Annotated in this window: 17 protein-coding genes; 9 read left to right on the top strand and 8 right to left on the bottom strand. The window is 63.0% G+C overall.

All coding sequences use genetic code 11. The annotated features are described in order from the left end of the window. Positions 1–437: 437 nt before the first annotated feature. On the bottom strand, positions 438–698 hold the full coding sequence (rpsT, locus tag LKD23_RS01745) for a 30S ribosomal protein S20 (RefSeq protein WP_149793985.1): 261 nt from the start codon (positions 696–698) through the stop codon (positions 438–440). A gap of 178 nt (positions 699–876) precedes the next feature. Here rpsT and gpr point away from each other — a divergent pair, with 178 nt between their 5' ends. From gpr to LKD23_RS01775, 6 genes are all read left to right on the top strand, one after another. Then, positions 877–1,656: a GPR endopeptidase gene (gpr, locus tag LKD23_RS01750; RefSeq protein WP_227620081.1), complete on the top strand. Its 780-nt coding sequence runs from the start codon at positions 877–879 to the stop codon at positions 1,654–1,656. Between the two features lie 54 nt (positions 1,657–1,710). Next, positions 1,711–2,835: a stage II sporulation protein P gene (gene spoIIP, locus LKD23_RS01755; protein ID WP_227620082.1), complete on the top strand. Its 1,125-nt coding sequence runs from the start codon at positions 1,711–1,713 to the stop codon at positions 2,833–2,835. Between the two features lie 353 nt (positions 2,836–3,188). Continuing rightward, positions 3,189–4,577: an asparagine--tRNA ligase gene (gene asnS, locus LKD23_RS01760; protein ID WP_227620083.1), complete on the top strand. Its 1,389-nt coding sequence runs from the start codon at positions 3,189–3,191 to the stop codon at positions 4,575–4,577. Positions 4,578–4,756: 179 nt separating this feature from the next. Beyond that, positions 4,757–5,800 carry an A/G-specific adenine glycosylase gene (gene mutY / locus LKD23_RS01765; RefSeq protein ID WP_227620084.1) on the top strand — a complete coding sequence of 348 codons (1,044 nt, stop codon included), beginning with the start codon at positions 4,757–4,759 and terminating at the stop codon, positions 5,798–5,800. A 142-nt stretch (positions 5,801–5,942) separates the two neighbouring features. After that, positions 5,943–6,152 (top strand): phosphatase, encoded by a 210-nt coding sequence (locus tag LKD23_RS01770; RefSeq protein WP_227620085.1) that lies wholly within the window; start codon positions 5,943–5,945, stop codon positions 6,150–6,152. A gap of 191 nt (positions 6,153–6,343) precedes the next feature. Then, a complete protein-coding gene (locus LKD23_RS01775) occupies positions 6,344–7,648 on the top strand; it encodes a murein hydrolase activator EnvC family protein (protein ID WP_227620086.1) in 1,305 nt (434 codons plus the stop codon). Positions 7,649–7,704: 56 nt separating this feature from the next. Here the strand turns inward: LKD23_RS01775 and LKD23_RS01780 are convergent, their stop codons facing one another. From LKD23_RS01780 to mnmM, 3 genes are all read right to left on the bottom strand, one after another. Further along, the gene (locus tag LKD23_RS01780) at positions 7,705–8,688 is read right to left on the bottom strand and encodes an aldo/keto reductase (protein WP_227620087.1); all 984 of its coding nucleotides are present in this window, start codon (positions 8,686–8,688) and stop codon (positions 7,705–7,707) included. 131 nt (positions 8,689–8,819) lie between these two features. Then, positions 8,820–10,424, bottom strand: a complete 1,605-nt coding sequence (locus LKD23_RS01785; RefSeq protein WP_158395355.1) for a peptide chain release factor 3 — start codon at positions 10,422–10,424, stop codon at positions 8,820–8,822. Between the two features lie 286 nt (positions 10,425–10,710). After that, positions 10,711–11,568: a tRNA 5-(aminomethyl)-2-thiouridylate-methyltransferase MnmM gene (gene mnmM / locus LKD23_RS01790; protein WP_227620088.1), complete on the bottom strand. Its 858-nt coding sequence runs from the start codon at positions 11,566–11,568 to the stop codon at positions 10,711–10,713. A gap of 189 nt (positions 11,569–11,757) precedes the next feature. Between mnmM and LKD23_RS01795 the strand changes: the two genes are divergently transcribed. After that, positions 11,758–13,176, top strand: a complete 1,419-nt coding sequence (locus tag LKD23_RS01795) for a S1C family serine protease (RefSeq protein WP_227620089.1) — start codon at positions 11,758–11,760, stop codon at positions 13,174–13,176. 76 nt (positions 13,177–13,252) lie between these two features. Here LKD23_RS01795 and pulA read toward each other — a convergent pair whose 3' ends face one another. After that, complete coding sequence (pulA, locus tag LKD23_RS01800) at positions 13,253–15,202, bottom strand: type I pullulanase (RefSeq protein ID WP_227620090.1); 1,950 nt, start codon at positions 15,200–15,202, stop codon at positions 13,253–13,255. A gap of 136 nt (positions 15,203–15,338) precedes the next feature. Between pulA and LKD23_RS01805 the strand changes: the two genes are divergently transcribed. Together LKD23_RS01805 and LKD23_RS01810 are read left to right on the top strand one after the other, a co-directional pair. After that, positions 15,339–17,360, top strand: a complete 2,022-nt coding sequence (locus LKD23_RS01805) for an AAA family ATPase (RefSeq protein ID WP_227620091.1) — start codon at positions 15,339–15,341, stop codon at positions 17,358–17,360. A 123-nt stretch (positions 17,361–17,483) separates the two neighbouring features. Further along, entirely contained in the window at positions 17,484–18,122 is a 639-nt protein-coding gene (locus tag LKD23_RS01810) for a hypothetical protein (protein WP_227620092.1), read from the top strand. A 57-nt stretch (positions 18,123–18,179) separates the two neighbouring features. Here the strand turns inward: LKD23_RS01810 and LKD23_RS01815 are convergent, their stop codons facing one another. From LKD23_RS01815 to LKD23_RS01825, 3 genes are all read right to left on the bottom strand, one after another. After that, the gene (locus tag LKD23_RS01815; RefSeq protein WP_227620093.1) at positions 18,180–18,980 is read right to left on the bottom strand and encodes a MurR/RpiR family transcriptional regulator; all 801 of its coding nucleotides are present in this window, start codon (positions 18,978–18,980) and stop codon (positions 18,180–18,182) included. A 250-nt stretch (positions 18,981–19,230) separates the two neighbouring features. Further along, positions 19,231–20,640, bottom strand: a complete 1,410-nt coding sequence (locus LKD23_RS01820; protein ID WP_227620094.1) for an NAD(P)/FAD-dependent oxidoreductase — start codon at positions 20,638–20,640, stop codon at positions 19,231–19,233. Between the two features lie 322 nt (positions 20,641–20,962). After that, a complete protein-coding gene (locus tag LKD23_RS01825; RefSeq protein WP_227620095.1) occupies positions 20,963–21,664 on the bottom strand; it encodes an HdeD family acid-resistance protein in 702 nt (233 codons plus the stop codon). Between the last annotated feature and the right edge of the window lie 24 nt (positions 21,665–21,688).

A 21,688-nucleotide genomic window follows, 5' to 3' on the forward strand; every position in this document is an offset into this window, starting at 1 on the left:
CGCTCAAGGCACGAAGTGGACGCTGGGCACCGCAACCCGTCTTAGCGCAGCGGCTAGCTTTTTTCCGTTTCGACTTCCACATTGGAATTGTTAAGGGCGAGCAGCCCTTAACTCGTTGCGGGGAGAGTGGAGTCCAGAGGTAGGGAGGGGGGAGTCGAAACACCCCTCCCTGCCTCTGGCCCGCGCGGAGCGCAAGCCGCTTGACCTCAAGAAAAAACTTAATCCGCGCCACCAGCGCGCGAACCTGCTTAAAGAAAATCCGGCCCTACTGCAACAGTGTTCTGACCCCCGCGCCACCAGCGCGAAACCCCACTTAAAGAAAAAATCAGCCCTGCTGCAACAGCGATCGGACCGACCCCGCGCCCGGAAAAATAAAAAACAAAAACCCCCGCACCGGGGTCCCGGTACAGGGGTTTTGTTCGTCAGTCAAACTGCGATCAAGCGTTCTTGTTCGCACGCTTTGCCATACGGCTGATCTTGCGGCTAGCGGTGTTCTTCTTGATGACACCCTTAGCGCGAGCCTTGTCGATCGCGGAAACAGCAGCCAGGACGGTTGCGTCCTTGTCAGCGGCATTCGCATCGATGGCAGCGTCTGCCTTCTTGACGACTGTTTTCAGGTTGGTCTTAATGGCCTTGTTGTGAGCCTGCTCTGCAACAGCCTGCACGACGCGGTCCTTCTGAGATTTGATGTTAGGCATTCGTTCCACCTCCTTGGCTACCTATAACAGCGCACCTTATGATACCATATTTGCCGCTCCAGCGCAAGCATTTTTTCGATTTTTGTTTCAAAAAGTTTTGATTTTCCCATACTTTTTGTGCTGCAAGGCCCCAAAAACGGCTTTTTGGCGAAAAATGGAACAGAAATGAGGGAAAACGATGCGCTTGACCGATATGGCGGACGAGCTGTATGCCGCGGCGGCAGACCTGCCCGGCGGCGTCCGCACAGCCACGGCGCGGCGGGGCGGCGTGACGGTGACGCGGGTGGAGATCGCCCGGGAGGGTCTCGAAAAGCCCCGGGGGCGGTACGTCACGCTGGAAGTGCCCAGCGTCAGCGTGCTGGACGAGCGGGACGCCGAAGTCATTGAGCAGGCGGCGGAGGAGCTGCGGGCGCTTGTGCCGCCGGAAGGGCCGGTGCTGGTGCTGGGCGTGGGCAACCGCCGGGTCACAGCCGACGCCCTCGGGCCGAGGACGACCCAGAAAATTTTCGTCACGATGGGGGCGGGCCGTCCGCCGGTGCAGGGCATCCGCCCCGTGGCAGCGGTCGCCCCGGGGGTCTCGGCCTCCACTGGTCTGAGCTTACAGCAGCTGGCCGGGGCGCTGGTGAGGGAGGTGAGGCCTACGGCCCTCATCTGCGTGGACAGCCTCTGTTCTTCTGAGCCGCAGCGGCTGGGCCGGACGCTGCAATTTTCCGACGCCGGCCTCTGCCCCGCCCAGCCCGGCAGCACCCGACACTTGAACGCGGCCCGGCTGGGCCTGCCGGTCATCGCGGCGGGCATCCCGACCCTGATGGCGGCGCGGGAGGGCAAAGACCTCGTCGTGACGCCCCGGGAGCTGGACAGCGTCATCGCCCACGGGGCTGCGCTGCTGGGCGCGGCCATCAACCGGGCCTTGCAGCCGAGGCTCAGCATCGCCCAGCTCTGCTGGCTGGCGGGATAAAACCAGAGCCTCCGTCATATTGTAAAGACAAAGCAGAAGGGGAGGGGGAAGTCTATGCGCTGCAGAGAGGCCGGGCAGAGCCGGATGCTGCCGTTTCTGGGCGCTGCGGCCCTTTTTGCGGCCCTGACCATCACGGCCCACAGCCTTGTGCTGGGGCTGGCAGCGATCATCGCCGGGCCTGTCCCGGCGGCACAGACCGCCCTTTCCCTGAGCCGGAAGGCTGTCGCCAGCGGGACGCAGGAAGCGGCGTCTGCCGCCGAGGCCGCCCCGGAAAGCGCTGTATCTGCCCCTTCACAACCCGAAGCCGCCGCTCCGGCGGGAGGCATCGAGGGCTACCTTGTGGAGCTTCTGGGCGAGGACGCCCGGCCTGAGAATGCGGGCACTGTCCTCGAAAAGAACTACCCGCAGGGCAGCGGCGGGAAGTATGTCCCCTGCGGCGCGGGCAGCATCAAAAATAACACCCGCCAGAGCGTGGCGGACATCGCGGCAGAGATCGAGGCCCCGCTGCCCTTCGGGGTCGAAAAGGACAGCCCCGACCCGCAGATCCTCATCATGCACACCCACGCCACCGAGGACTACCGCCTCTCGGCGGGGCTGTGGTATTCGCCCGGCGACGGCGCACGCACGACCGACACGAACCTCAATATGTGCGCCGTGGGCCGTGTGATGGCCGACACCCTCAATGCCGCCGGGCTGAACACCCTCCACGACGAGACCCTGAACGACTACCCCAGCTACACCGGCAGCTATGCGAACAGCCGGGCCGTCGTCCAGCGGTACTTGGCCCAGTACCCCAGCATCAAGGTGGTGCTGGACGTCCACCGGGACGCCATCGAGACGGAGGGTGGCTCCCGGATGGCCCCCGTCTGCACCGTGGACGGGCGGCAGGCGGCGCAGGTCATGATCATCTGCGGCTGCGACAACGGCGGCAGCGTTCAGCTGCCAGACTGGCGGCAGAACCTCCGCTTTGCCGCCGCGTGGGAGCGCAGCATGGAGGGGATGTACCCCGGCTTCACCCGGCCTGTGTTGTTCAGCTACCGCTTCTATAATCAGGATCTGACCACCGGCAGCCTCCTCATCGAGATCGGAGGCCACGGCAATAACCTGAATGAGGCCCTCTACGCCGGGCAGCTGGCCGCAAATGGCCTCGTGCAGGCCCTGCTGGGGCCGGATGCTTGACGAAACGGCGGCAAAGTGCTATATTTTAAAAAGTAAATGCAATGAGCGGGAAAAGTAGCGCATCACAATGCCACAGAGAGCGCGGCAGAGCTGGGAGCCGTGCGCGGACGGTGCGTGAACGAACACCCGGGAGCAGCAGGCTGAACAGGGCGCGGTCTTATCCGACCGAGCGCCGCCAGTAGGTGCGCCGCAGGCCCAGCGTTAACGGGGCAGCGCTTTTACCATGAGCGCGTGAGCGACCGGACACTTCCGGTAATTCAGGTGGCACCGCGGACATTACAAGACAGCTTGTTCGCCCTGAACTTTCAGGGAGAAAAGCTGTCTTTTTATTTTATACCGGAGGTAATCTGAAAATGGAACGCACTGAGATCGTTTCGCTGTACAAGAACACCCCCGCCGACGGTACGGTCGTCACCGTATGCGGCTGGGCAAAGAACATCCGCGACTCCAAGAACATCGGCTTCATCGCCCTGTCGGACGGCGGCTGCTTCAAGACCCTGCAGGTCGTGCTGGAAGCCGGCAAGCTGGCAAACTACGATGAGGTCGTCCACACCGGCCTGTACAGCAGCCTGCGCGTCGTGGGCCGCATCGTGCTGACCCCGCAGGCAAAGCAGCCCTTCGAGCTGAACGCCGACAGCGTGGAAATTCTGGGCGACTGCCCCGCCGACGAGTACCCGCTGCAGAAAAAGAAGATGAGCATGGAGTATCTGCGCACCATGCCCACCCTGCGCCCCCGCACCAACACCTTCAACGCTGCTTTCCGCGTCCGCAGCGTGGCGGCGTATGCCATCCATAAGTTCTTTCAGGAGAACGGCTTTGTCTACGCCCACTCCCCGCTGCTGACCGCTTCCGACTGCGAGGGTGCCGGCGAGATGTTCCGCGTCACCACCCTCGACCTCGACAACGTCCCCAAGAACGAGGACGGCACCGTCGATTACACCAAGGACTTCTTTGAAAAGCCGGTCAACCTGACCGTTTCCGGCCAGCTGGAGGCCGAGGCCATGGCCATGGCCTTCGGCAAGGTGTATACCTTCGGCCCTACCTTCCGCGCCGAGAAGAGCTTCACTACCCGCCACGCCGCCGAGTTCTGGATGATCGAGCCGGAGATGGCCTTTTGCGACCTGAACGGCTACATGGATACCGCCGAGGCCATGACCAAGTACGTCATCCGCTATGTGCTGGACAACTGCCCCGATGAGATGGCCTTCTTCAACCAGTTCATCGACAAGGGCCTCATCGAGCGCCTCGAGCTGGTGGCAGGCAGCGAGTTCGGCCGCATCAGCTACACCGACGCCATCGAGATTTTGAAGAAGAACAACAAGAAGTTCCAGTTCCCCGTGGAGTGGGGCGTGGACATCCAGACCGAGCACGAGCGCTACCTGACCGAGGTGGTGTTCAAGAAGCCCGTCTTCGTCACCGACTACCCGAAGGAGATCAAGAGCTTCTACATGAAGCAGAACGCCGACGGCAAGACCGTGGCCGCAGCCGATATGCTGGTGCCCGGCATCGGCGAGCTGATCGGCGGCAGCCAGCGTGAGGAGGACTACGACAAGCTCGTGACCCGTATGGACGAGCTGGGTCTGGACAAGTCCAGCTACGACTGGTATCTGAACCTCCGCAAGTTCGGCGGCGTGGAGCACGCAGGCTATGGCCTGGGCTTCGAGCGGATGATCATGTACCTCACGGGCATCCAGAACATCCGTGACGTGCTGCCCTTCCCCCGCACGGCTTACGGATTCTAAGTAGTAAAAAACCTCTCAGTCAAAGCCTGTCGGCTTTGCCAGCTCCCCTATCGAGGGGAGCCTCTGGCGAAGAGGGAAAGTTTCCCATTTTGCCAAGGCCTCTCCTCGGTAGGAGAGGTGGCATTGCGGAGCAATGACGGAGAGGTTTCTTTGTTTTTTCAACAAGGAGGCCCAAACAAGTGGAAAACATCGCCCCGGCCCTGCTGGAATGGTTTTACCGGAACCAGCGCATCCTGCCCTTCCGCACCGACCCCAGCCCTTACCACGTCTGGCTGAGCGAGATCATGCTGCAGCAGACCCGCGTCTCGGCGGCGCTGCCGTATTACGAGCGCTTTCTGGCGGCGCTGCCGGACATCCCGGCGCTGGCGGCCTGTGAGGAAGAAAAGCTGCACAAGCTCTGGGAGGGTCTGGGCTACTACAGCCGGGTGCGCAACCTCCAGAAAGCCGCCCGCATCGTCTGCGAGGAGTACGGCGGCGAGCTTCCGGCCGACTACGACGCCCTCCGCGCCCTGCCCGGCATCGGGGACTACACGGCGGGGGCCATCGCGTCCATCAGCTTCGGGCTGGCCGTGCCTGCTGTGGACGGAAATGTGCTGCGGGTGTTTTCCAGATTGTATAATGACTCGGGCATTATTACAGAACCGGGGGTAAAAAAGGCCTTTACAGCCCGGGTCATGGAGCATCAGCCTCCGGAAAAGGCGGGCGACTACAATCAGGCCCTGATGGAGCTGGGGGCGCTGGTCTGCCTGCCGAACGGTGCGCCGCTGTGCGGACAATGCCCGCTGGCAGCGCTGTGCGCCGCCCGGGCGGCTGGCACGATGCTGGAGCTGCCCCGCAAGGCCGCGCCCAAGGCCCGGCGGGTGGAACCGGTGACGGTGGTGCTGGCCGAGGATGCCGAGGGACGGTTCCTCTTACAGCAGCGGCCCGGGAAGGGCCTGCTGGCCGGGCTGTGGCAGCCCCTTTTATGGGAGGGCGAGGCCCTCAGCGCCGGGGAAGTGCTCGCCCGTCTGGAAGAGCTGGGCCTCGGCTGCGCGGGTGCCGAAGCCCTGCCGGAGGCAAAGCACATCTTCAGCCACATCGAGTGGCGGATGAAGGGATATGCCGTCCGCGTCGGCACAGTTTATGCCCCGGCAGGCTGCGTCTGGGCCAGCCGGGAACAGATGCAGGACGAATACACCCTGCCCGGCGCATTCAAGGCCTACAGAAAGCGGATGGGGCTCTGAAAAAGCAAAATTTTGCCTTTTTGGTTGTAATTTTCGCGCAGTACGGGTATAATAGTTGCAGAATAGACCGAGTCTGTGCCGCGGAATGACCGCTGAGAATGGCTGGACCGCTGGTTCGACCAAAAAGGAGTGTGCTGAACCTATGAAGAATTCTTGTCTGATCGCTGTTGCCGCAACGCTGGCCGCTGTAGCGGGTGCGCTGACCGCTGTGGCTATTTATCTGCGCCGCCGGGAGAAGGAGCTGGACGAGTACGAGCGCCTGCTGTTCGGCGAGGATACCGCCGCCCCCGCTGAGGAAGAGCCTGCCGAGGCCGAAGAAGAGGCAGCTCCCGCTGAGGATACTGCCGAATAACGCGGGCCGAAACAGAACAAAACACCAGAGGGCGCACCGGCAGTCTGTAACAGGGCTGTGGCGGTGCGCCTTTTTCTTACCCGCAGCACAGGATTTAAAAGAAAACCTCTCAGTCCGCGCTTTGGCGCGGACTGCTCCCCGATCGAGGGAAGCCAAATAGAGGAGTGCTGCGCAGAAAAGGGGTACATGGCATGAAACGACTTTTATTATGGCTCATCGGCGTGGCGCTGGGCGTCGCGGTGCTGCTGGCGGCGGTGATGAGCGTGAGCTACTCGTTCACCTCGGAGGGGGCGAAGCCTGCCTCTGCGGTGCAGTTCGCCGGGCAGGAGCTGGAACCCAACGGCTGGTGCTGGCAGGTGCCGCTGCTGGGCGGTCAGCTGGATAAGGTATTCGCCAGCCCCCGCACCCTCACGGTGCAGAAGCTGGGCGTTCTCTACGACGCCCATCCGGCTTTCACCCTGCCCGACTGGTTCAGCTACGGCCCTCTGACCATCACCGACAGCGCGGGCAATGTGGTCTTCACGGGCACAGTGCCCGCCTACGAGGACTTCCTCTTCCCGGCCAACGGAGACTACAAAGCCGAGCTGACGCTCTGGCGGATGCCGGAGACGATGCTGGCCACCCAATTCGAGGGCGGCAGCACCGGTCAGCTCCGGCGAAATCCCCGGCTGGAGAAGCCCGCAAAGCCCACGGGCTGGTACTATTACTCCTTTCGGTTCACCTTGCAGGCCAGCGCCGGAGTGGAGCTTTCTGCCGACCGGGTGGAGCAGGGCGGCACGATAGCGGCGGCCTTCACCGGCATGGTGGGCGACACCGCCCCTGCCGTGGAAACAGACCTCGGCAGCGTGCAGGCCGTCCGCTTGGGCAGCGGGTGGCGTGCCTACATCCCGGCGGCCTACAATGCCTCCGCCGGTGCCCACGAAGTGACCTTTACGGTGGGCGGCGAGACGGTGACGAAGAATATCACCGTCATCCCGAAGGATTTCGGCACCGTCGAGGTGGAGGCCGGGCCGGAGGCCTCCGAGGAGGCCAACGCCGAGTTCCGCAACATCGTCTGGCCCCTCTACGAGCAGCCCGCCCGCGAAAAGCTGTGGAGCGGCGGCTTTGTCTGCCCGGCGGAGAACTACATGACCCTCGTGGATTTCGGGCAGGTGAAAGTCACCGGCGGCAAGCAGGGCAGCAGGTCCAACTCCACAAAACTCTACACCATCCCGGGCGAACCCTGCCGCGCCCCGGCGGCGGGCGTCGTGGTGCTGGCGAAATATCTCGCCCTCACCGGAAACACCGTCGTCATCGACCACGGCTGCGGGCTGCGCAGCTACCTCTACGGGCTGGATGCCCTCTCGGTCAGCGCTGGCCAGCGCGTCGAGCGGGGGCAGGCTGTGGGCGCGCTGGGCGAGGAGATGACGATGGATTTCAAGCTCGGCAGCAAGAGCGTGAACCCGTGGCCCCTGTTCCAGACCAGCGGGGGGCTGTTCTGGAAAGAGAATGGATGAAGAAAATACAAAAGGGACTGTTGCAGCGCAGCAGTCCCTTTTGTTATAGAAAAGCTTCAGGAGATAGCGTCCACGTCCCACTTCATCTGGACGGCGTCGGCGCCCTCCAGCGTGATGTGGAGCGCACCGGCGTTGTCGATGGCCTGCTCGGGCGTCCGTGCACCGCACAGGACGTGCAGGCCGGGGATCATCCGGGCCGTCAGGGCGATGACCAGCTGCGCCTTGGTGCAGTGGTACTTCTCGCAGAGGTCGCCCCAGCTGTCCAGCAGGTGGATGGCCTGTGCCCGGCGGGCAGGCTGGAAGCAGGGGTTCGTGTTCCGGGTGCTGCCCTCGGGATAGGTGGTGTCCATCGTCACCTTGCCGGTGAGCAGGCCCTGCTCCAAGGGAGAGTAGGCCTGAATGGACACGCCCAGCTCCTTGCAGGTGGGCAGCAGCTGCTTTTCGATGCGGCGGGTCAACAGGCTGTACTTCTCCTGAATGACGTCCAGCTGGCCGTACTTGCAGTAGCCGCGGATGAGGTCGGCGGTGGTGTTGGATGCACCGATGGCCCGGATCTTGCCTTGCTCTTTGAGCTTCATCATGGCCTCGACGGTCTCTTCCAGCGGGAAGATGGAGAGGTCCGGCGTCTGCCAGTGGGTGTACAGCACGTCCAGATGGTCGGTGCCGAGGCGGCGCAGGCTATCTTCCACATCCTCGATGATGCTCTTGGCGGAGAGGTCGCGGTAGGTCTGCACACCATCCACGACCTTGTGGAGAACAGGGCTTTCGTGCCGCCACTCGAGGCCGCACTTGGTGGAGAGGATGACCTTGTCCCGGTCGATGTGGCGCAAAGCCTCGCCCACCACCTCTTCGCTGTGGTAAAGGCCGTAGATGGGGGCAGTGTCGATCCAGACGATGCCCTGCTCCACAGCAGTCTCGATGGCCTTTACCGACAGGGCATCGTCATTGTCGCCCCACCAGCGTCCGCCGCCGATGGCCCATGTGCCCAGCCCCAGAAAGGGGGCAGAAAGGCCGCTTTTGCCAATATTACGTTTTTCCATAGATCCATTACCTTCTTTGCCAGCAGTGCCCCCGAGAGGGGACTACTGGGACTCATTGTTGTATTTCTCGTGTATTCCAAAAAGAGCTGCTGCGCAGGTGCTCTGCACAGCAGCTCTTGGAAACCTGTAACTTAAATATTGCCAAATTCGCTCAGCTTTAACGTCTCATTGTGCGTTTCGGCCCAGCGGATGGCCCAATCGGAGGTGAAGAGGAGCAGGCGGTTGCCCTTCATGTCCTCCACGGCCTTGGTGTCACTGGTGAGGTCGAGGTCGCGCAGGACGTAGGTGTCGGGGTCGTTCTGGATCCAGCGCAGCTGCTCAAAGGGGAGCTGCTGCATCCGGATCTCCACGTTGTACTCGGTGTTCAGACGGTACTCCAGCACTTCCAGCTGCAGCACGCCCACGACGCCGACCACGACTTCCTCCATGCCGCCGCCCACTTCGCGGAAGATCTGGATAGCGCCCTCCTGAGCGATCTGCTCCATGCCCTTCACGAACTGCTTGCGCTTCATGGTGTCCTTCTGCTCGATGCGGGCAAAGTGCTCGGGAGAGAAGGTGGGGATGCCGGCGAACTCGACCTTCTTCTTGCCGGTGCACAGGGTGTCGCCGATGGAGAAGATGCCCGGGTCGAACAGGCCGATGATGTCGCCTGCATAGGCCTCGTCCACGATGGCGCGGTCCTGCGCCATCAGCTGGGTGCCGGTGGCCAGCTTGATGTTCTTGCCCTCCTGCACATGGTAGGCTTCCATGCCGCGCTCGAACTTGCCCGAGCAGATGCGCATAAAGGCGATGCGGTCGCGGTGTGCCTTGTTCATGTTGGCCTGGATCTTAAAGATGAAGGCCGAGAACTCGTCCCGGCAGGGGTCAACGGCCTCACCGGTCAGGCTGTCCACGCGGGCCAGCGGGGTGGGGGTGAGGCGGAGGAAGTTTTCGAGGAAGGGCTCGACGCCGAAGTTGGTCAGCGCAGAACCGAAGAAGACGGGACTCAGCTCGCCGCGCAGCACCCGGTCGAGGTCAAATTCCTCGGCAGCGCCGTCCAGCAGCTCGATCTCGTCCACGAGCTGCTGGTGCAGGTAGGGGGTCAGCAGCTCGTCCAGTGCGGCATCGCCCAGCTCGGCCTCGGTCTCCTCGACCTTTTTGACGCCGTTGGCGCGGCCGTCGCTGGAGAAAGCCAGCACCTTGCGGGTGTTGCGGTCGAACACGCCCTTGAACTCTTTGCCGCAGCCGATGGGCCAGTTCATGGGGTAGGTCTTGATGCCAAGGATCTCTTCGATGTTCTCCATCAGCTCGAAGGGGTCGCGGGCCTCGCGGTCCATCTTGTTGATGAAGGTGAAGATGGGGATGTGGCGCAGGGTGCAGACCTTGAACAGCTTGATGGTCTGGGCCTCGACGCCCTTGGCGGCGTCGATGACCATGACCGCCGAGTCGGCTGCCATCAGGGTGCGGTAGGTATCCTCCGAGAAGTCCTGATGGCCCGGGGTGTCCAGAATGTTGACGCACTTTCCGGCGTAGTTGAACTGCAGGACAGAGGAGGTGACGGAGATGCCGCGCTGCTTCTCGATGTCCATCCAGTCGGACACGGCGTGCTTGGCGCTCTGCTTGCCCTTGACAGAGCCGGCCTGATTGATGGCTCCGCCGTACAGCAGCAGCTTTTCGGTCAGCGTCGTTTTGCCGGCGTCGGGATGGCTGATGATCGCAAACGTCCGGCGGCGCTCGATTTCTTCACGATTTGTCATATAAGTTTCGTTCTCCTGAGATGCGGCCCTGAGAAGGGCCGGGTGGATGTATAAACAAAGAAATGTCTTGTTTTACATAGGAAATCTCCTGCTGAAAACCTCTCCGTCACGCCTGCGGCGTGCCACCTCCCCTATCGAGGGGAGGCCTTGGCATGACGGAAAACTTCATCTCTTCGCCAGAGGCTCCCCTCGGTAGGGGAGCTGTCGAGCGATAGCGAGACTGAGAGGTTAAATTACATACAACGCTTATTTTAGCAGAAAATACACATGGATGCAAGAGTTTTTGCTATTTTTTCAGAACAAGGCAGGGTAGGGGCGCTGTATCGGCCCAGTTGGCGAAATCGCACACCAGTACGGTATATTTTTCCAGAGGAAGGGCGCGCAGCCAGCCGAGGATGCTCTGTTTTTCGCCGGTGCCGATGACCCGGCCGCTGTAGAGGATGGCACTGAGCACGCCGCCCGGGCGCAGGGCCGTAAGGGCTGCTTCCAGCGCGGGGATGCTGCTGTCGGCGGTGGAGAAGACCCTGTGGTCGGCCCCGGGCAGCCAGCCGAAGTTGAACATCACGATGTCCGCCGTGCCGGGCCGGACATGGTGCAGGAGGTTTGCGTGGCTGTCGCAGAAAAGCTCTGCGGCGAGGCCCTGCGTTTCGAGCCGGGCGCGGGTGGAAGCGATGGCCTCGGGCTGGATGTCGAAGCCCAGCACCCGCCCCTCCGGGCCGACGAGGCGGCAGAGGAAGGCCGTGTCGCCGCCGTTGCCGCAGGTGGCGTCGATGCACAGGGCGGCATGGGGCAGGTGGGCCGCAAGATAGTCCTGTACCAAGCGCACTGCCGTCAGGTCGGGGGTGCGGCGGCGGCAGAGCCGCCCGCCCTCGGGGACGAAGCCGAATTTTTTCCAGAACAGCCCCTCGCCCTCGTCGGCAGGCAGCGGCGCAGTGAAGACCGTGGCGGCCTCCCGGTCATAGCCGCCGAAGCGGCGCAAGATCTCTTTCAGTAAATAGGAGCCATAGCCCTTCCGCCGCCACTGGGGCAGGATGGACAGGGAGGCGATGTCCGCGCCCTTGGGGGCGGGGGTGACGCTGCACTGGCCGATGATGTCGGACTCCTTATAAAGGGCGAAGCCGCCCGCAGTCACAGAAAGCTTCATGGATGTCTCCTTGGACCTTATTTCACACATTCTTCACGGGGGAAACGATTGATTTTCACAATTAGCAGATAGAATAAAATCGTGCCAGAGGGGAGCGGCAGAATGCTCCCTCCCGACCGAAGCTGTTTCCATGGCCGGTACGTTCCGGCGGGGACAGCTTCCCGATCCCTTCGAAAGGAAGTAATCACGATGGATGAAAACAAATGGGAATATGACTATTCCTCTTCCAATAATTCCGCCGGGGATACCGGCTATCCCAATGTGGGTTCCAGCGGCATGAACACTGCCAACACCGCGTCCAGCTTCAGCGAGAGCACGGGTGCTTCCGGCGGCGCGACGCCGCCTCCCGCCCAGCCGCAGAACGCTGCCCCCGCAGCCCCGAAAAAGCCGAAAAAGAACGCCGGTAAGGCCGCAAAGAGCATCGTCGCTCTGGTGCTGGCCGCAGCGATGGGCTTTATGGGCGGCTTTGTGGGCGCACGCTTCGGCGGCGGCAGCAAGGTCGTCATCCAGCAGGTGGAGCGCTCGGACAGCGCTGCGGCAGACTCGGAGAGCGCCGCAGAGGGCACCTCTGTTTCCAGCGGCATGACCACCGCACAGGTGGCCAAGACCGTCAGCCCCAGCGTCGTTGTCATCACCACCGAGCAGGTGGTCTACTCCCAGTGGTCGTGGTACGGCCAGAGTCAGGTGGAGAGCGGCGCCGGCAGCGGCGTCATCATCAGCTCGGACGGCTATATCCTCACCTGTGACCACGTCGTGTCGGGTGCCTCCAACATCACCGTCACCATCGGCGACAAGGACTATCCCGCCACCATCATCGGCGAGGACTCCACCAGCGACATCGCAGTCATCAAGATCGAGGCCGACGGCCTGACCCCCGCCATCGTGGGCGACAGCGACAAGCTGGCCGTGGGCGACAATGTGCTGGCTGTGGGCAACCCGCTGGGTGAGCTGGGCGGCACCGTCACCAGCGGCATCGTCAGCGCCCTGAACCGCAGCGTCTCCATCCAGAGCTCCAGCGCCGTCAACACCATGTCCCTCATCCAGATGGATGCTTCCGTCAGCCCCGGCAACTCCGGCGGCGGCCTGTTCAACATGAACGGCGAGCTGGTGGGCATCGTCAACGCAAAGTCCTCCAGCTCCGACGCTGAGGGTCTGGGCTTCGCCATCCCCATCAACGACGCCATCAAGGTGGCACAGGATCTGCTGGAGAACGGCTATGTCACCGGACGCCCCTATATGGGCATCACCTATCTGGCTGTGACCGACGCCCAGACGGCGGCGCAGCTGGGCGTCAACGCCTACGGTATCTATGTCGTGGATGTCGTCTCCGGCGGCCCTGCCGATCAGGCGGGCCTCAAGGCCGGTGACCGCATCATCAGCATCGACAACACCGAGGTGGCCCAAAAGACCGACCTCGGCACCCTGATGCAGGAGCACTCCGCCGGGGACACCCTCTCCATCACCATCGCCCGCGATGGCCAGATGCAGACGGTGAGCCTGACGCTGGGCGAAAAGAACGCCTCCAACAGCGGCAGCGCCAGCACCAACGGCGCAGCCCGTCAGGAGACGCCCAGTGAGTCTGCACCCCAGCAGGACCCGCAGGGCTAAAAGTCAAGACATCCCCCAGAAGTTCCTTTCTTCTTGTTGGGCGGCTCGCCGTGTGATGCGGCGGGCCGCTTTTTTGTCATACGCGCCCGAAGATGGTGGCGCTGCACGGGAGGAGCGTCACCTCGCCGCCGCAGACCCGGCTGGGGCTTTTCCAGAGAGCGGAGGAAACACCGTCGCTCAGCAGCTTCCACTGGCCCTCCGGCAGGCTGACCCGTTTTTCCTCTCCGGTGGGGTTATAAAAAACGCAGAGCGCCCGCCATTCGGCACCGTCGTCGGGGGCGGCGGGCAGCGTCCAGCCCACGAGGGGCTGCTCCAGCGAGAAAAAGCGGATGGCCGCCGGGCTGGCGGCGTCCGGGGCGCTCAGGCGGGGGAACCGCGCCCGCAGGCCCAGAAGCCCCCGGTAATAGTCCACGAGGCCGTGGAACTGCGCCGCCCGCTTCCAGTCCAGACGGTTGAGGGCGGGGGAGGAGCGGTAGCTGTTGCCCTTCCCCTTTTTGGTGCGGGCGAACTCCTCGCCGGCCAGCAGGAAGGGCATCCCCATGCAGGTGAGGTAGATGCCCGCCGCCAGCCGGTTCTGGGCCAGTGCCGCCGAGTCGGCGGCGGTGTACTCGGGCCGGGCATACCGCACCAGAAGCAGCTTGTCCCAGAGGGTAAAGTTGTCGTGGGCGGACACATAGCTGACGATCTGGGCGGGCGAGTGGGCGGGCAGCTTGTCGCTGCGGCACCACGCGGCTACCGCGCCGCCGATGTCCCAGAAGCTGCCCGGCCTGCCCTCCACATAGCCCGGCTCCCGGGCGTCGAAGCAGCCGCCCTTGATGACGTCGCGGGTGCTGTCGCAGAAGATGCCGATGCGGTCGGAGAGCATGGCGAGATTGGCTTTGTTGGCCTCGTAGCGGTGGAGCTGGCTCCCGCCGCCCTGCCACGGCTCGCCGTACATCAGGATGTCCCGGCCTCCGGGCAGGGCGTCCAGCGCGGCCCGCAGCTCGTTCATGGTGTCCACATCGTAGAGGCCCATGAGGTCGAAGCGGAAGCCGTCGATGTGGTATTCCTGCGCCCAGTAGAGCACCGAGTCGATGAGGTATTTCCGGGCCATGGGCCGCTCGCTGGCAAACTCGTTGCCGCAGCCGCTGCCGTTGGAGAAGCTGCCGTCCGGGTTCTGCCGGAAGAAATAGTAGGGCACGGTGCTGTTCAGCGGGTTTTCGTTGCGGTACATATGGTTATACACCACATCCATGACGACGCCGATGCCCGCCGCGTGGAGGGCGGCGATCATCTCCTTGCACTCCCGCACCCGCACTTCGCCCTTGGAGGGGTCGGTGGAGTAGCTGCCCTCGGGGACGTTGTAGTTGGTGGGGTCATAGCCCCAGTTGTACTGCCGGGTGAGGGGACGGCTCTCGTCCACGCTGCCGAAGTCGAAAATGGGCATCAGCTGGACATAGCCCGCCCCCAGCCGTTTGAGGTAGTCGAGGCAGGTGGGGAAGGTGCCCGCCGAAGAGAGGGTCGTGCCCTTCTGGGTAAAGGCCATGAACTTGCCCCGCCACCCGGTCCGCACGCCGGAGGCCGGGTCTTGGGAGAAGTCGCGGACACTGACCTCCCACACTGTCCGGCGGGAGGCCGGGATGGCCGGGCGGTGGTCGTGGCTCCAGTCGGGCGGGTCGATGCGGGGGGCGTCGAGGATCATGCTGCGCAGACCGTTGACGCCCGCCGTCCGGGCGTAGGGGTCGCCCGTCTCGTGCTGCGTGCCCTCCACCTCCACGGTAAAGGTATAGTAGCGCCCGTGCTGGTCGCCGGGCAGGTAGACTGACCACAGCCCCTGCCCCTGCGGTTCCAGCGGCAGGCTGCCCATGCAGGCTCCGCCGTCGCCCCGGCGGTAGAGGTTGACCGAGACGCTCTGCGCCGTGGGCGCCCAGAGCCGCAGCCGGGTGCCCGAGGGGTTGTATTCCGGCCCCAGCGGGCCGCTGTAATTGGTCTGCCGTGCAAAGGCGCTGCTCTCGAACAGCGTTTTCCACTCTGCGGGCGTTTTCATTCTACTCCATTCCCTTCTCATGAATCAGATGATATAAAATTAGTGTACCCGCCCGGCTGCGGATTTTCAAGACTTTTCTTGCAAAAGGGGGCAAAGTACACTATACTGAAAAAAACGCAGGACGGAGGCAGGCGCAATGGGATACACCGACGATTGGGAGAGCTTGATGAACGGAGTGTTCGGCCCGGGAGGAAAGCTGCGCTATGATGTGCAGAAGCCGCCGGAGAAAACCGGCCTGCCCGACCTGAACGCGGCTCTTCTTGAGCAGCAGAAAAAACTCGATGAGATGATCAAAAAGCAGAACGCCGCGCTGCGGGGCGGCACGGCGCAGGAGACGCTTGCCCAGAGCCGGAAGATGCTGGAGGAGATGGAGGCCGACGGCCTGCTGGCCAAGGGCACGGCAGAGGTGGGGCAGGAGCATCTGGGCAGCTTTGAGGGGCTGGCCGCTGAGGTGAAAAAGACGGTGCTGGGGCAGGACGCCTTCGTGGACGGGGTCGTGCGGGCCATGTGCCGCCCCTTTGTGCTGGGGACAGAGCCGCCGACAGCCCGGAACGTCATCCTCCTCTGCGGCGCACCGGGCACGGGGCGGCACTTCACCCTCACCGAGACGGCCCGCTGCATGGCCGCGCGGGGGCTTCTGAAGAGCGACAGGCTGGCCGTCATGGATCTTGCCCTCTACCCCGGCTCCGGGGCAGAAAAGCTCTTTTTGCAGGACCTGTACGCCGCCCTCCACGCGCCGGGCGAGATCGTGGTCTTTGAGCACTACGAGAGCTGCTGCCCGGGCTTTTTAAAGACGCTGGCCGACCTTGCCGTCAGGGGCAGTGCGCCCCTGTCCAGCCGGTATCTCGTCAACAAGGAGGGCATTCTGGTGGACGCCGGGACCGCCCTTGCCCCCGGGGCGGTGAGCCGCATCACCCCCTGCGGCAAGTACCTCGTCTTCTTTTCCCGGAAGGGCCGGGCGGCGCTGGCCGACAGGTTCGGTGCGCCCTTCGTCTCGGCGCTGGGCGACGTCTGCGAGACGGCCCCCTTTGCCCGGGAAGACCTCGCCGCGCTGGCGGCCCAGCAGCTCAACGCGCTGGCTGCGAAGGTGAAAACCCGCCTCGGGCTGACCCTCGCGGCAGGGGCGGACGTGCGGGACTATGTGGCCGACCAGTGCAGCCCGCAGCAGGGCGTGGCGGGGCTGACCGCCTGCTGTGACCGGATGTTCCGCGCCCTCAGCGAGTATTGTTTGCAGACCGACGCGGCCCTCACCGGCACGGTGTCCCTGACTGCCCGGGAGGGGGGCATCGACTTCGCCCTCAACGGCGGCGAAGCGCAGAAGCTCTTCGACCTGCTGCCCGCCGCCTACACCGGCGCGGTGGAGGAGATCAAAAAAGAGCTGAACAGCCTCGTGGGCCTCGGGCCGGTGAAGGAATACGTCTTCGGCCTCGCCGACAACCTCGAGGTGCAGCAGCGCCGGGCGGCGGCGGGACGCAGGACCGCCAGCCTCTCGATGCACATGATCTTCACCGGCAACCCCGGCACCGGCAAGACCACCATCGCCCGGCTGGTGGCAAAGTACCTCAAAGCCATCGGTGCCCTCAAGGGCGGGCAGCTGGTGGAGGTGAGCCGGGGCGACCTCGTGGGCCGGTACACCGGCCACACCGCCCCCCTGACCAACAGCGTCATCGAGAGCGCGCTGGGCGGCGTCCTCTTCATCGACGAGGCCTACAGCCTCTACCGGGGCGAGCAGGACAGCTTCGGCCTCGAGGCCATCGACACGCTGGTGAAGGGGATGGAGGACCATCGGGACGAGCTGGTGGTCATCCTCGCGGGCTATACGCGGGAGATGGAACACTTCCTCACCGCCAACAGCGGCCTTGCCAGCCGCTTCCCGAACCGGATCGAGTTCCCGGACTACACCGCCGCCGAGCTGCTGGACATCACACACCGGCTGGCCGAGGGCAGGGGCTACCAGCTGGACGAGAGCTGCAATGCGCCGCTTCTGGGCTACTACCAGCGCCGTCAGGCGCAGGACGCCCGCACGGCGGGCAACGGACGCCTCGCCCGCAACACGCTGGAAAAGGCCATCTTCCACCAGAGCCGCCGCCTCGTGGCCGAGCCAGCCGCCGCGCTGGACGTCATCCTGCCCGGCGATCTGGAGCTGGAAGAGGAATAAGAAAATACCGCAAAAGACCCCGGGCCGACGGCCCGGGGTTTTTTGCGTCTGAGGATTGACAAAACACGTAGGGGGGGTAAAATATGGAAAAACGGGGAGACCCGGAATCATGGAGGAGTTGCAATGAAGATGGCAAAAAAATTAGTCGCTGTTCTGCTGGCCGGTGTGCTGGCACTGTCCGTTCTGACGGCCTGTTCCGGTAGTGCAGGGCCGCTGACGAAGGATACTGTCACAGACTATATCCTCGACCTCTACACGGCGGCGGGTTATCAGGCAACAGAGGAGCGGTCAATGGAGACTGCGGCACAGGCTGTACTGGCTTATGTGAACTCTCAGATTGGCAAGAGTGAATATAACGGCATGGCGCTTCGAGAGGCATTCTCGGCTATTATCGAGAATGCGGACGAAAATACTCGGAAAGGGTGGATGAGTAGCGTCACGCTGAAGGAAGGCTATTTCTACTGTGTCAGCTGTGCATCTGTGAATGAGACGTATCGGACTGACCTTTTCAATCAGGGCAAAACGGCTTTGATCGCAGCGGTATTGGCGAGCGATCAGTGCGAGATTCGCAGCTATATTTGGGAACAGGCTCCGGAAAGATGGCCGAGCGATGCCGGTGTATGCGTCATTGAGGGTGTCATCGGCGGCAAAGAGTGCATGGTGTCGATGCTCCGGATTCCCAGCAGAGTTGCCGCTCATTATCCGAATAAGGGTGACGATAACGCCTCTGGCGACCCATCTTCTGACGCGACCACAGAATAAACCCCAAAACAACAGCAGAGCCTCGGGCCATCGGCCCGAGGCTCTGCCTTTTTCATTTCACGCTTTCTCCATCCGGAGCAGATAATAGAGCACCTCCACGAGGATGTTCGGCGAGAGGAGGGACGCTGCGTGGCTGCCCTCGATGAGCCGCTGTTCGCGGTTGGAGGCGGTCATCACATAGTCGGACAGATGGGCCAGCGGGCTGTGGCTGTCGCAGGTGATGAGCAGCACCGGCGCACCCCTCACCTTGGCGGCAGAGATCACCTCTTCCAGCCCGGTATCCCGCCCGGAGGTGGAGAACGCCATGAGGAGGTCTTTCGGGGTCAGCGTCTGCGCAAAAGCCAGCGTCTTTTCGTGGAGGGCGCTGGCGACGCACCGCTTGCCCAGATGACCGAACCGGATGGATGCATCCAGCGCCACCGGAAGGCTTCTGCCCTCAGACACCACCTCGATGACCTCGCAGCTGCGCAGCAGCGAGAGCACCCGCCGCAGCTGCCGGGTGTCGATGGCCTGAATGGTGGCCCGCAGCTCCTCTTCCCGGTTGGCCTGAATGTCCAGCAGGGCCTGACGCAGCTCGTCCTGCCCTTCCTCCCGGGTGCGCCGGGCGGTCTCCTGCTGCTCCATGGCATCCCGCGCCAGCGCCAGCTGGAATTTGCGGTAGTTCTCGAAGCCCAGCTTGTGGCACAGCCGGGTGATGGTGGCCTCGGACGAACTGCTTAGACGGGCCAGCTCGGCCGACGTACACATGGACGCCCGCTTTACATCTGCAAGAATGCAGTCCGCAATACGCCGCTCGGCGCTGTAAAGCTGGATGCCGGAACAGAGCAGAGTTACTACGCTTCCGGGGGCTTCGCACATAAGTGATCCCTCCTTGCATTATGCGCAAGATACAATTCCGCCTAGACTTCTTTCTAAGATTGTAGCAGTTTTGACCAAGAAAATCAATTCAATTTCCAATAAAATTTTTATATGGCGGAGATGGACTTTTTATGACCGCTTTTGTATTCCATACGGTTTTGTTGAAAACGGACGCAAAAACGCCCCTCCGCAGGGGGCGGAGGGGCGTCGGGAAACAAATATTCAGCGCAGCTTAGTGCAGAATGGCAGCTCAGCAGCCTTCCTTCTCGGCCAGCTTGCGGCCCATCAGCACGCCCATGACGGAGGCCATCATCAGGCCGCGGGTCCAGCCGGAGGAGTCGCCGAGGCAGTGCAGGCCCTTGATGTTGGTGTCGAGGTTTGCGTCCATCTTGACTTTGTTGGAGTAGAACTTCAGCTCGGGGCTGTACAGCAGGGTCTCGTTGGCGGCAAAGCCGGGCACGACCATGTCCAGCATCTTGATGAACTCGATGATGTTGGTCATGGCGCGGTAGGGCATGGCGGCGGTGATGTCGCCGGCCACGGCGTCCTTCAGGGTGGGCTTGACGTTGGACTGGGCCAGCTCCTTCTGCCATGTCCGCTTGCCGTCGAGGATGTCGCCGTAGCGCTGGACCATGATGTGGCCTGCGCCCAGCATATTGGTCAGCTCGCCCACCTTCTGGGCGTAGGCGATGGGCTGGTTGAACGGCTCGGTGAAGTTGTGGGAGACGAGGATGGCGAGGTTGGTGTTCTCGCTCTTTTTCTCCTTGAAGCTGTGGCCGTTGACGACGGCGAGGTCGTTGTCGTAGTTCTCCTGCGCCACGAAGCCGCCGGGGTTCTGGCAGAAGGTGCGCACTTTGTTTTTCCAGGGCTTCGGGTAGCCGATGAGCTTGGACTCATAGAGTACCTTGTTCACCTTTTCCATGACCTCGTTGCGGCACTCGACGCGGACGCCGATGTCCACGGTGCCGGGCTTGTGGGCGATGTGGTGCTCGGCGCAGATCTTTTCGAGCCAGTCGGCGCCGCGGCGGCCGGTGCCGATGACCACGGTGTCGCCGTAGACGGCCCGGGGTTCGCCACTGCCCTGACGCAGCAGCACGCCCTTGCACTCCTCGTTCTCGAGGATGATGTTCTCACACTCGGTGGAGAAGAGCATCTCCACGCCGTTGTCGGCCAGATAGTTCTGGATGGCGAGGTAAAGCTCCTGTGCCTTCTCGGTGCCGAGGTGGCGGATGGGGCAGTCCACCAGCTTCAGACCGGCGTGGATGGCGTTCTTGCGGATCTCCTTGATGTCCTCGCCGGTGTAGATGCCCTCGACGTGGGGGTCTGCGCCGAACTCGAGGTAGATCTTGTCGGTGTAGTCGATCAGCTCCTGCGCAAACTCCTCGCCGATGAGGCTGGGCAGGTCGCCGCCGACCTCATAGGAGAGGCTCAGCTTGCCGTCGGAGAATGCGCCTGCGCCGGAGAAGCCGGTGGTGATGGCGCAGGTGGGGCGGCAGTTGACGCAGTGGCCAAGCTCTGCCTTGGGGCAGTGGCGCTTTTCCACCGGCTTGCCTTTTTCCACCAGCAGGATGTGCTTCTTGCTGCCGCGGCGCAGCAGCTCCACGGCGGTGAAGATACCGGCCGGGCCGGCACCAACGATGATGAGATCGTACTTTTCCATAGCTCTCTTTTTTCCTTTTGTGTTATGATGTTTGGGGCTTATATTTCGGTAACGGTTTGGTCTGCGGGCAGCGGGCTTGCCCTCTCAGTCATTGCTTCGCAATGCCAGCTCTCCCAAAGGGAGAGCCGTTGGCCTGCCGGGAGGCTTTCTGCCTCTCCCTTTGGGAGCAACAATGATGACCGCCGCCAGTGGCGGAAGCAGGAAATCATTGTTGGGGCCGCGGCCAGCAAGACGCACGCGAAGCGCTGTGGATGCTGGGTGCCGCAACCCGGGCAGTGGATGCGACCAGCGGGAGCAGACGGAGAGGGCAAGCCGCCTGAAGTTATTCCTCCTCCTGCTCCACCTCGGCGCTCTCGTCCACATGGTCCAACTCCACGGCGGTCGCCTCCGCGTCGGCGTGGGCGATGTCCGGGGCGATGACGCCGTCGCCGTTCAGGTCCTTGCCAGTGACGGCCTCCAGCATCGACTGGGTCTCGGGGTGCAGCTTCATGAAGCGCCGGACGGCCAGCATGGTGTACAGCGCGCTCAGCAGGTTGAGGGCGGCCTCGAGGATGAGGATGAGGCCGATGGCCATGACCAGCGTCTCCATCGTGCCGAAGGGGTCTACCACCATCACGATGCCCAGAATGACGCTGAGCACCGCCAGCAGCAGGAAGACCTTCCAGCTCGAATACTCACACCGGCGCAGCTCAAGGGCGTTCTGGACGCGGCCAAGGCTGTCGAAGATGATGAACAGGCCGAACACGATGGGCAGCACCCGGACGACGATGTCGCTGCGGATGATGAGGAACGCGCCCAGCGCCAGACAGACGAGGCCCGAGATGAGGGTGAGCTGGCTCTGGAACACGCCGCGCTCTACGACAAAATAGCGCACCAGCTGCACGGCTGCGCAGGCCAGTACCACGCCGCCCAGTGCGTAGCAGACCACGTTGAGGGCCGTGCCGGGCACCATCAGCAAAAAGATGCCCAGTGCCAGATAGAGCAGGCTCATGAGGATGAGGTTCCACTTCAGCTTTTTTGCCATAGAGTTCACGTTCCTTTCGTCCAC

Origin of the sequence: Faecalibacterium butyricigenerans (assembly GCF_020687345.1) — a bacterium.
Lineage (GTDB): Bacteria > Bacillota > Clostridia > Oscillospirales > Ruminococcaceae > Faecalibacterium > Faecalibacterium butyricigenerans.